The following is an 11,656-nucleotide window of genomic DNA, read 5'->3' on the forward strand; positions in this document are numbered from 1 at the left end:
TGATTTCTCAATTAAGATAGCTTAATACTTAGAAAATGAGGTATTGCCATGTGTAATCTTAGTGAAGGCGTTGAGAGAAAAGGGATTGAAAAGGGAAGAATTTATGGGACGATTGAAGTGTATCGAGATGATAAACTGCCGGAAGATGAGATTTTAAAGAGAATTCGGCAGAAGTTCTCGTTAACTGAAGATGAGGCAAAGGAATATATGGCGTATAGAGAATGCGTATAAAAAGCGTTAATTATTCTCCATGCAAAGTAAGAAAAGCGGCAGAGTACTTGGGACTTTGCCGCTTTTCTAAAAATATTAGGATGCGTATCAATCAGGCAGAGCAAATAAACTCTGCCTTTTTCTATGCAGACAGGAGGGAGTGCATGTATGGCAAAGGTCCGTTATTTGAATGAATCTTGTAACATTTGTGGAAAGAGGATTAACAGCTGGGATAAACGTATATCCAAAACACTGACCTATCGGTATCCATGCTGTGAAAGCTGCATTGCAGCAGAATATGATATGACGGTGGAGGCTTTACGAAATCGGATGGAGCATTACTTTGATATAAGACCATGTCAGGGCATATAGGAGGAACAAATGAAATATCGGTACAATGAGCTGACAAAGCGGCTTTTAAACGAGGGATATACAGCGGAACATTATCCCGATTATGTCACCATACAGGACTGGAAAAAGGATTTGGATAACTTTTATGGCGGATTTTCCTACCAGCCATGGTGGATCTATAAACAGACATTCCGAACTCCCTGCGGCCTGCAGGTACAGGGCCTGCATGCAATGAGTTCAATGTCATTTAGGGGACTTGACTGGACCTATGAGAATGATCTGGCGTGTATCCATTGTCCATATAAACGGACAGACTGCGAAAAACGGCATCCATATTTAAGGGAGGGAAGCGGTGTACTGAAGGATTGGTGCAATGTACATCTGACAGGAGAACCGTATTCTTACGAAGGCAGCGTGGAGGAACTGCGAAAAATACGAGAGGATGAAATTCATCAGCAAAAATTAAGCTTTATTTTGCAGAAAAATGGGAGAGCATGTGAAAAGTTAATGCGCTATGATCCGTCTGAAGATTGTTGGAAGATGGAATATGACCCTGCAGACTGCGCCCGTTTTCGCTGCAGTGGATTTTGCCCCATGAAAGGGAGAGAACTGGAACAAAAGCGGGGAAATGTCTTTTATGATTTAAAAATAACAGGAAGGGATTACTCGAAAGATGGAACGTTGTTTGAGGGAGAGCGCTTTACCAGGATAACGAAAGGAATTCGGGCATTGGCTTATCCGGTCAGTTTGGATATCTGTAAAGCATATTCCAGACTATGTAAGGATGAAATTAATTGGCGGGTATATAATCAGTATCACAGGGAATTATTTTTCGCGGAATATCACAGCAGGGATTTTTCTGTGGAGGTACTGAACATACGTGCAGAGCAGCGGGAAAGCAGGGATTTACTCCAGGATTTGGAAGAGATCCGGGCCGGTATTACGATTTGCCATGCATCAGATCAAGAAAAACAGGAAATACAGGAGAAACGAGAGCGCAGGACACGGGCCAGGAAAATAAAGTTGAAACGCTTGGAGAAGAAAATACTGGATAAAGGCTATGAGAACTTACCGCCGCATTCTATCGACCGCGTGCATGCAGACAAATGGCTTGGCGAAGAACGGCTGAAAGAGCTTGACAGGTTGCGGGAACAGAGGCTGAGGGAAGAACAAGATAAGCCGGTTCAGTTGAGTTTGTTTGGGGATAAAGAATAAAAGATTGATGTTGACGCCGAACATATGTTTTGCCCATAATATATACAGGCTTGTAGAGAATAAAAAGCGAATATATGATAAGAGGTGAAGCTATTATGGAAAAAACAGTTGAAAATGTACTGGAGATATTTAAGGACTACATTGCTTCCAGTCCATTTATTGATGTGTGCCGGACAAAATTTGGATATGTACTTCTTCATTACAGCCCAGAACGAGATGAAATTATGTATACGCCGGAAATTATTCATACTGGAGATGAAATGCTGCAAACTCTGCGTGAGGAGATCATTTTGGATGTGATAGGTGAAACAGATCACGATTTGGAAACGGCCTCAAAAGAAGAGTTGGAAGAGATTGAGAAACGTCTTTCCCCGTATCTGGAACGTTTTTCTTGAATCGCAGCAATATAATTCTTTAGAATTAGTATGCAAAATGAACTTCAAATGAATAGAATCTCGTCCTTTTTATTGGTTGAAAAGCAGATAAAAAGTCTGATTGGAATAAAAAAGACTGATTGGAGCGGAAAAGATTTTTAAGGTCTGCTATGATGATTACGGAAAGCGCCGAAGGGCGCTTTCAAAAAGTCTGCAAGTTAGCGTGCTCTAACCAAAGGAGGAATGTTCAATGTCTGAAGTGAGTACGGACAAAAAACTGAAAGGAAAAGACCTCATTACCATCGGTATCTTTTCCGCAATCTACTTTGTCATCAACTTTGCCTTCATGCTTCTGGGGGGTATTCACCCTGTTCTTTGGATGCTGATGCCCGGCTTCATTGCTGTGTTTGCAGGCATTCCTTTTATGCTGATGGTCGCAAAGGTTCAAAAACTGGGTGCAGTTTTCCTGATGGGGCTTATCACTGCTCTTATCTATTTTGCCACTGGACAATTTACCCTGGTAATTCTGATCTCGATGGCTTCTACCTGTATTTTGGCCGAAGTTGTCCGAGCTGTGACTAAGTATAACAGCTTCAAGGGAAATTCGATTGCCTATGTGATTTTTTCGCTGGGAATGGTTGGTTCTCCCCTTCCCATCTGGTTGTTTAAGGCCGATTTCTTGGCGCAGATTACAGAACAGGGAATGCCCGCTGATTATGTTGCGGCAGTTGAAGCTCTGTCGTCCAATGCAATGTTAATCGTTCTGTTTGTTGCTCCAATCATCGGCGGTATCATCGGAGCATTTATTGCCAGAGGTCTGTTCAAAAAGCACTTTGTAAAGGCAGGAATTGTGTGATGAATGGGGCGGGCAAAAAACATACATTAAAGTTCGATCCACGGACGGAATTGCTTTTGTTGGTGCTGGCAAATATTGTGGCCTTTACCCAGCACGACCTATGGGTTGAAATTACATGGGTTGTTTTTCTGCTCCTGCTGATCGTTGCCTGCGGGTGTGGGAAATCCGCAGGCAAACTGGCAATCGCATTTGGGATTTGTCTGGCGCTGCAATACTATGTATTCCCAAACGGGCCAAAAATTTTAGCCAGCAGCTTCACGATCATTGTATCTTATGCAAGAAAGATTTTCCCTTGTTTGATTGTCGGTACGATGGTTTTACAGAAAACGCCCGTCCGGGAATTGATGGTTGCACTTCGGAAATGGCATATTCCGCAGGGACTGATTATTCCTTTGTCTGTAACCGTCCGGTATTTTCCGGCCTTAAAAGAAGAAACCGGCTATATCCGGGATGCCATGAAGCTCCGTAATATTCATGGAGTACAAAAAATTGAGTGCTTATTGGTGCCGACCATGATCTCTGCAACAACGACAGCGGAAGAATTGTCCGCGGCCGCTGTTACACGGGGGATTGAAAATCCTGCGCCAAAGACCAGCATGATTGAAATGAAGTTCGGCGTGCAGGATTTTTTATGTTTGGCGGCAGGTGTGGCTTTCTGTGTGATTTCAATTACAGTGGGATAAGGAGGTGTTCCATGTGATCCAAATTCAGGATGTATCGTTTGAATATGAGAAAGAGCAGGGAACACTTTCCCATATTGATCTGAATATTCAGCAGGGAGAATGTGTTGTCCTTACAGGGGAGTCGGGCTGTGGCAAAACGACAGTGACAAAACTGATTAACGGCTTAATCCCTCATTTTGTCGAGGGCGGTACTTTATCCGGCCGGGCGATTGTAAACGGTATGGAAGTGCCGAAAACAGAAATGTACCGTCTGGCAGAGCAGGTTGGATCTGTGTTCCAAAATCCGAAATCTCAGTTTTTCAATATTGACTCGGACAGCGAAATCACTTTCGGTCTGGAAAATGCGGGTGTCGAACCAAAGAAAATCAAAGAGCAATATGAGGCCACTGTTTCTGCCCTGAAAATTCAATCACTTTTGGGAAGGAACATTTTTTCCATGTCTGGCGGTGAAAAACAAAGTCTTGCGTTTGCCTCTATATATGCCATGAACCCATCTATTTTTGTACTGGACGAGCCGACGGCAAATCTGGATGCTGACGCGATTGACACCTTACGCCAGCAGATTATCCAGATCAAAAAAGAAGGACGGACGATTGTTATTGCCGAACATCGCCTATATTTCTTGATGGACCTGATTGACCGCGCAATCTTCATTCAAAAAGGGAAAATCGTTCAGATATTTTCCGGGGATGAGTTTCGTAATCTTTCGGATGAGCAGCGTATCAGTATGGGGCTTAGAAGTCTTGTCCATCCTATGCTGGAGCTGCCTCCCGCCGATCCGCCAGGAGCGCAGGAAGGCTTATCCGTAGAAAATCTTTCCTGTGCCTTTGATAAGCAGCCGGTATTCAGCGGCCTCGGCTTTTCTGCAAAACGGGGGGAAGTGTTGGGGATTGTCGGTCATAACGGCGCAGGAAAAACGACGATGACACGCTGCCTGTGCGGGCTTTTGAAAGAAGTGAATGGAACGGTCCGGCTGGACGGACAAACACTGAAAGCAAAACAGCGTAATAAGGCCGGCTTTTGTGTTATGCAGGATGTGAACCATCAGCTTTTTTCAGACAGCGTATGGAACGAATGTGAACTGGCGCAGCCGGATTGTCCGCCGGAGCGGATTGAAGAAATTCTCAGGTCTTTTGATTTGCTGGATTTCAAAGACCGTCATCCGATGGCCCTGTCAGGAGGACAGAAACAGCGCCTTGCGGTGGCAACCGCAATTCTCTCCGACAAGGATGTGCTTGTCTTTGACGAGCCTACCAGTGGGCTGGACTATCATCGTATGCTGGAAGTAAGCAATATGATCCGCAAGTTGAATGATGAAAATAAAGTTATCATCATTGTTTCCCATGATTTTGAGTTTTTGGGCCGGACTTGTGATAAAATATTTGATATGGAGGGATGCTCCAAAGAAAGGAGGTAGCGTCTATGCCGGAACTGTTCCGGGAAATGTACTACGGCCCCAATGTTCAAAACCTGATTGAGTCAGATGATTGTAAGGTCATGCGTTTAAGCGATAATTCTGGTGAAGGCATGATGACGCTCTATCATGTCTTTCCCGGTGTATTTCTCATGTATAATGATTTTCACATGAAGGAGTGCATTTCAGGTTTCCAGACAGATATGGACCTGCTTTGTATCGACCACTGCCGGGAAGGGCGCATTGAGCAGGAAGTCGGCCAAAATGCCTTTAGCTATTTAGAGGCTGGCGATCTTCGGGTGGATCGCCGCATCCATCATTCTGGCAAGGTGGAATTTCCACTTTGTCACTACCACGGTATTTCTATTGGCTTTCAGATGGAGACTGCGGCAAAAGAAATCCCGGCCTCTATGAATGGCTTTTCTGTGGATCTTTATGAATTGCAGAAAAAGTATTGCAGTGACCGTACACCCTATGTCATTCCAGGAGAACCGGCCATTGAGCATATTTTTTCCGAACTCTACAATGTGCCGGTCAAAATCAAAAAGGACTATTTCAAGATCAAAGTGTTGGAGCTGCTGCTGTATCTGGACGCACTGGAACTTTCAGGCCATACAGAAGAGCGCCCCTATTTTTATAAAGGCCAGGTTGAGAAAATCAAAGCAATCCAGGCACTTCTGACGCAGGATTTGACCAAAAACTATACTCTGGAAGAACTCTCCAGGCGGTTTGATATTGCCCTGACCCCTATGAAAAACTGTTTCAAATCGGTATATGGCAGCCCGATTTTTACATACATGAGAAACTATCGCATGAACTATGCTGCCTCTTTACTGAAATCAGATAAGTCGTTGAAAGTGGCGGAGATTGCGGGACTTGTGGGATATGACAGTCCCAGCAAATTTGCGTCCGCATTTCATCAGACAATGGGGAAAACGCCGCTGGAATATCGAAAATCAATTATCTGATTGGAATAAAAAAGGCCGTGTGGAGCGGAAAGAAAAATTGAAATATGATAGCATTAAGGATGGTTAGCGAGGATTAACCATCCCTTTTTCTTTGCTGGCTAAATTGATCGAGAGAGGTGAATTGATATGAAGCAGCAAAAAGAGCATTGGGTCAAAACGCTTTTCTCTTTTGCAGGTCCCTGCAAAGGGAAAATGACCCTCTCGGTTTTGTGTGCCATTTTAAGTGTTGCCGGAGGCTTTGTTCCGTTTTGGGCGGTGTATGAAATCTTGCTCCTGTTCATTAACCGGACCGCTACTTTGAACAACATCATGCTCTGGTGTCTGGTGGGAGTAGGCGGATACCTGATCCGTGTTATCTGCTTTGGCATTTCCACAATTTTGGCACATATCTCCGCTTACACGATACTGGAAGGCATCCGCCTGAAAATCGCAAATCGCCTGATGAGGGCGCCCCTCGGCGAAGTAATGGGACGAAGGATTGGGTATTTGAAGAATATTATCATGGACAAGGTGGAGGATTTGGAGCCGCCTCTGGCCCACATGATCCCGGAGCTGACATCGAACCTGCTCCTTCCGGTTGCTATTTTTATCTGGCTGCTGGCGATTGACTGGCGTTTGGGCCTTGCAGTTCTGATTGCCCCGGCTCTGGCTATGATCCCCATGTTCTTTCTCATGCGGAACTATAACAGCCAGTACGCAGCTTATATGGAGGCAAACAATCATGTAAACAATGTCATTATTGAGTATGTGGAAGGCATTGAGGTTGTTAAGGCGTTCAATCAAAGCACCAGTTCCTATGAAAAGTTCGTAGGAGCGGTAAAGTCCTTTAAGGATTTTACTCTGGCATGGTTCAAAAGCACCTGGAAAACAATGAACCTGATGATGGCGATTATGCCCACCACTCTGTTGGGGGTCCTTCCCATCGGTTTGCTGCTGACGCAGAGCGGGAGTATCACGCCTGCTGAATTGGCGATGGGAATTATTCTTTCGTTGAGTATTATCGGCCCGCTGATGAAAGCTACTACTTTTATCAACGAGGCAAAGTCAATGGAGTATGCAGTAGAAGCTGCAAATGAACTTCTGAACCTGTCTGTATTGCCGGACTCTGGCAAGATTGTTCCGATCAGACACACAGATATTGTTTTACAGGATGTATCTTTCTCCTATGATGGCACCGAACAAAACGAAGTGCTGCACGACATCAGCTTAAAAATGCCGCAGGGAAGTTTTACAGCCCTGGTTGGCCCATCCGGTGGCGGCAAGTCCACCGTGGCCCGGCTGATTGCCCGATTTTGGGATGTGACCGGCGGCAGTATCTCCATCGGCGGTACGAATATCAAGGAACTTTCCATCCGGCAGCTTTCCGAATTTGTCAGTTTCGTGACACAGGACAATTTCCTGTTCAACTGCTCTCTCAAAGAGAACATCCGACTGGGTAATCCAAATGCTACGGATGAGGAAGTATATGCCGCCGCAAAAGCGGCCTGCTGTGATGATTTTATTGTTCGGCTGGAAAAAGGATATGATACCCCGGCCGGTGATGCTGGCAAGCGGCTCTCTGGCGGCGAGAAACAGCGGATTGCTATTGCAAGGGCGATCCTAAAAAATGCGCCTATTGTGATTTTGGATGAAGCAACCGCTTTCACTGACCCGCAGAACGAAGATAAAATCCAGAAATCCATCATGGCCCTTTCCAAAGGAAAGACCCTGCTGGTGATTGCACATCGTCTGTCTACCATTCAAAACGCCGATCAGATTGTCGTTCTGAAGAAAGGACAAATTGTTGACTGCGGAAAGCAGAAGGAACTTTTGGAACGCTGCCAGCTTTATGCGGATATGTGGCAGGCACATATTGGCGCAAAGAATTGGTCTGTGGGAGAGAAAAAGGAGGTGGCTGTCAATGTTTAAGTCAATGAAACGCATTATCCGATGGGCCGGTAAATATAAAGGCCGCCTCTATCTTGGTTCTGTGTGTTCCTTTTTCAGCAGTTTGTCTACTGTTATTCCTACAATGACAGCCGCATTCGCACTGGATAAAGCGATCCAGGCATACTGGACGAATACTGCGATTGATACTGGTTTAGTCTGGCAAACGCTTTGGATTATTATCGGCTCGATTGCACTGAACTTCCTGCTTTCTTATCTCCGGGCAATATTGCAGGAAAGCATTGGATATGAAGTGGCCGCCGGACAGCGTATTCATTTGGGCGATGTACTGAAACGGGTTCCCCTTGGGTACTTTTCGCAGAACAGTGTCGGTGACATTCTGGCAGGTGTTACCACGGAATTGTCTACTTTGGAACTACAGGGTATGAAAATGGTGGATGTTGTCATCAATGGATACGCAAAGTTTATTGCCACCGTTTTATGTCTGATCTTCTTCAGCCCTGTTGCTGCGGTTATTTCCATTGTCGGCGTTGCTCTTTCGGCGCTGGCTTTGCAGGGGATCAGCAGACACAGTGAAAAAACCGCTGCAACAACCCATAAAGCAATGGAAGATATGTCCGGTGCAGCGATTGAATACATCCGGGGGCTTTCCATTGTGAAGTCCTTTGGACAGGAAGGGGCCTCTATTAAGAACTTTCGTAATGCCAGCAAAGATCTGAAAGATATTCATATCAAAGTGGAGAAAGGCTTTACTCCATTCAACTGCTTGCATCTGTTCGCCTTGAAACTGGCTTCGATGGGAATTGTCTTTATTTGTGCATGGCAGGCATTGCAGGGACAAATGAGTATGGCGTTCTTTCTGATGTTTGTCCTGTTCTCTTTTGTGATGTTCGGCAGCGTGGAGAATATCAATGACGCAGCCCATACGCTTGGAGTTGTGGACTCTGCCATGAATAAACTGGAAGCATTGGAAAATGTAAACTATATCGACCAGGATGGCACCGACATAAAACCGGCAACCTATGATATTGAGTTTAGGGATGTTTCTTTCGGATATGACAGCCGGATTGTTCTGCATGACCTGAACTTCAAAATTCCGCAGAATAGCACAACAGCCATCGTGGGGCCATCTGGCAGCGGAAAATCTACGCTGTGTAACCTGATTGCCCGTTTTTACGATGTGGGCAGCGGAACGATTACCATTGGTGGAACGGATATTCGCAGATTTACCTGCGATAGTCTGCTGGGGAATATCAGCATGGTTTTTCAGAATGTCTATTTGTTCCGGGATACCATCAAGAATAACATTAAATTCGGCAGTCCGGACGCTACGGATGAGCAGATCATTGCCGCCGCAAAAGCCGCCCGCTGCCATGACTTCATAATGGCTTTACCGGACGGATATGACACGGTGATTGGTGAAGGGGGTTCTTCTCTTTCCGGCGGTGAAAAGCAAAGAATTTCTATTGCCAGGGCAATGCTCAAGGATGCTCCCATTGTTATCTTGGATGAGGCAACAGCAAGCATTGACCCTGAGAATGAACATTTGATCCAGGAAGCTATTTCTGCCCTGACACATGGCAAAACCATTATTACGATTGCCCATCGCCTGGCCACGATTGAGAACGCCGACCAAATCATTGTGATTGATGGCGGGACTGTGGCTCAGAGAGGTACACATAAGGAACTGCTGCAACAGGAAGGTACTTATAAAAAGTTTATCCAAATCCGCGAACAAGCCGAAGGATGGAAAATGAATAGATAAGAGTGCAACTTTTTATGCAATGTTTCCTACGAATGGGGAGATGATGATGCTTAGAATCAAACAAACGATTTTACGATAAATGAAATATTATAAATTTACATGATATAGTAAAAATAAAATTGACTCATACAATATATGGTGGTAAAATAAGAGCGATAGTTGATTTATGCAGTCTTTCGACCGCAAACAACTTTTGTTCCGGCAGGAAACCGGAAGCATGCTTTTTAACAAATAAAATAAGGCCTTTGTGCCAATATCAGAAAGACATCAAACTTTAAAGTAGGAGTTTGGTGTCTTTTTTATTGCAAAAAAGGCCGGAAGGAGGAATCTAATTGAAGAGAAAAACTTGAGAAATCATTATGACCTGGATGGCTGCTACAGCCTTCTCATTGCGATTATCCTGAATGTTGGCGCAAGCAAAGCCTGGAGTTTGTATGAACGGGGAAGGAATCAGAGTGGCTGTGGGACATCCCAATCAAGTAATTCTGACAAGTTCAAATCCAAACGACAGACTTTCATTGCACTGAAACAAAAAGGATACAGTAATGAGGTAATTGCAGAATACCTGAATTGCGACCCGTCTACGGTCCGGAGAAAACTGAAAGAATGGAGGAAAGAAGAGAATGATGAACCTTCAGGAGTTTGCTGAAAAGCTGTTGGAAAATGTGACAAAGCAAGTGGCAAGCGATGTAGAAGTAAAATTATGCACGGTACTGAAGCCGAATGATGTAAAAAGCCTCGGACTGCTTATGCGAAAAGCAGGACAACAGACCGGCATTCGTTTTTGCGTGGAAAAGCTTTATGAAAGGTACTTGAATAATCACTGCGAAGATGGTTTGAGCGGCATAGTCCATCAATTAGTTGCAGCACTTGGCGAAAACGAGAAAATCGCTGAAGATTTGGTGGAACAAATTACCATGGATATTTTTGATTTCGAGAGAGTAAAAAACAGAATCTATCTGAAACTCATCAATACCGAGCGGAGCAAATATCTGCTAAAAACAACGCCTCATATTCCTTATCTGGATTTATCGGCTGTATTCTATTTATACAACCCGGCAGGCAGTATATTGATTCATAATAAACTCGTACGTATATGGAATACTACACCGCACGAACTATACGAAATCGCTCTGGACAATATGGTAAAGCAGCAGCCGGCAAAATTTTTTTCAGTACAGGAGTATTTGGAGGAGCATGGAACTCTGACGCTGGAAAAGATGAATCAAGCTGAAGAAGTGGATACGTCTCTCTACACGTTAACAAACGCACTCGAATGGAATGGTGCATCTGCACTTTTGTACCCTGATGTGCTGGAAACATACGCGAATCAGTATGACTGTGACTGGCTGATCATTCCCAGCAGCGTTCATGAAGTATTGCTGAGGCCCTATTGTTCGGAAGCAGAAATCGAAAATGCTCGTTCAGCAATCAGTGACGTGAACGCATCACTTCTGAGCCCAGATGAAGTTTTATCCGACCATCCCTATCTTTACCGAAGAGATAAAAAAGAACTTATATGTATGTAGGGAGGTCTAGCGATGCATATTCACAAATTTGCAGACTTGGCACAATTTAATGAAGTCGGGATTGGCGGTACACTGCCGGCTACAGAAGTGTACCGGAAACTTCTTAAAAAGCTTCATCCGTCTCAAATGCTGACAGCCAGAATATCGGTTCCGTTGTATGCGATACGGTATGCTTATCTGACAGTAAGACAGAATTACCGGATTACAGTTAAATACCTGTTTCTCAGTATGGACCATGAGGATTTTGACATAGAAGCGGAAATCATTTTAAGCGACTGGGTGTCAAATTTTAACAAGGTCCATCCCTACCGGCAGATTTCCAACGTAAAGATTCTGGAGATTCGCCGGATTGCATATGCGGAGATTCCTTTACAGATCTAGCGTGCTTCTGATTCTCATTGCCG

Annotated in this window: 12 protein-coding genes; all 12 read left to right on the forward strand. The window is 44.5% G+C overall.

Features of this window, described 5'->3' with window-relative positions; translation table 11 throughout:
• Positions 1-48: 48 nt before the first annotated feature.
• The 12 genes from B5E84_RS04590 to B5E84_RS04650 all read left to right on the forward strand — a co-directional run bounded on the left by B5E84_RS04590 (position 49) and on the right by B5E84_RS04650 (position 11,633).
• Positions 49-231 carry a hypothetical protein gene (locus B5E84_RS04590; RefSeq protein ID WP_087219870.1) on the forward strand — a complete coding sequence of 61 codons (183 nt, stop codon included), beginning with the start codon at positions 49-51 and terminating at the stop codon, positions 229-231.
• Between the two features lie 360 nt (positions 232-591).
• On the forward strand, positions 592-1,776 hold the full coding sequence (locus tag B5E84_RS04600; RefSeq protein ID WP_087219876.1) for a hypothetical protein: 1,185 nt from the start codon (positions 592-594) through the stop codon (positions 1,774-1,776).
• Positions 1,777-1,871: 95 nt separating this feature from the next.
• Positions 1,872-2,171 carry a hypothetical protein gene (locus B5E84_RS04605; protein ID WP_087219879.1) on the forward strand — a complete coding sequence of 100 codons (300 nt, stop codon included), beginning with the start codon at positions 1,872-1,874 and terminating at the stop codon, positions 2,169-2,171.
• A 229-nt stretch (positions 2,172-2,400) separates the two neighbouring features.
• Positions 2,401-3,006: an MptD family putative ECF transporter S component gene (locus B5E84_RS04610; protein WP_028088165.1), complete on the forward strand. Its 606-nt coding sequence runs from the start codon at positions 2,401-2,403 to the stop codon at positions 3,004-3,006.
• A complete protein-coding gene (locus B5E84_RS04615) occupies positions 3,006-3,689 on the forward strand; it encodes an energy-coupling factor transporter transmembrane component T (RefSeq protein ID WP_087219882.1) in 684 nt (227 codons plus the stop codon). Before B5E84_RS04610 ends, B5E84_RS04615 begins: the two co-directional genes overlap by 1 nt.
• Positions 3,690-3,702: 13 nt before the next feature.
• A complete protein-coding gene (locus tag B5E84_RS04620; protein WP_330374171.1) occupies positions 3,703-5,106 on the forward strand; it encodes an ABC transporter ATP-binding protein in 1,404 nt (467 codons plus the stop codon).
• A 5-nt stretch (positions 5,107-5,111) separates the two neighbouring features.
• Complete coding sequence (locus B5E84_RS04625; protein ID WP_087219888.1) at positions 5,112-6,071, forward strand: helix-turn-helix domain-containing protein; 960 nt, start codon at positions 5,112-5,114, stop codon at positions 6,069-6,071.
• 126 nt (positions 6,072-6,197) lie between these two features.
• Positions 6,198-7,979: an ABC transporter ATP-binding protein gene (locus tag B5E84_RS04630; protein WP_087219891.1), complete on the forward strand. Its 1,782-nt coding sequence runs from the start codon at positions 6,198-6,200 to the stop codon at positions 7,977-7,979.
• Complete coding sequence (locus tag B5E84_RS04635) at positions 7,972-9,723, forward strand: ABC transporter ATP-binding protein (protein ID WP_087219894.1); 1,752 nt, start codon at positions 7,972-7,974, stop codon at positions 9,721-9,723. Before B5E84_RS04630 ends, B5E84_RS04635 begins: the two co-directional genes overlap by 8 nt.
• 430 nt (positions 9,724-10,153) lie before the next feature.
• Positions 10,154-10,372: a helix-turn-helix domain-containing protein gene (locus B5E84_RS21475; RefSeq protein WP_442911390.1), complete on the forward strand. Its 219-nt coding sequence runs from the start codon at positions 10,154-10,156 to the stop codon at positions 10,370-10,372.
• On the forward strand, positions 10,347-11,252 hold the full coding sequence (locus B5E84_RS04645) for a DUF5688 family protein (RefSeq protein ID WP_087219900.1): 906 nt from the start codon (positions 10,347-10,349) through the stop codon (positions 11,250-11,252). The genes B5E84_RS21475 and B5E84_RS04645 overlap by 26 nt, the downstream gene beginning before the upstream one ends.
• A gap of 12 nt (positions 11,253-11,264) precedes the next feature.
• Complete coding sequence (locus B5E84_RS04650; RefSeq protein ID WP_087219903.1) at positions 11,265-11,633, forward strand: hypothetical protein; 369 nt, start codon at positions 11,265-11,267, stop codon at positions 11,631-11,633.
• Positions 11,634-11,656 lie beyond the last annotated feature (23 nt).

The sequence above is a fragment of the Lachnoclostridium sp. An14 genome, from assembly GCF_002160755.1.
Taxonomy (GTDB): domain Bacteria; phylum Bacillota; class Clostridia; order Lachnospirales; family Lachnospiraceae; genus Lachnoclostridium_A.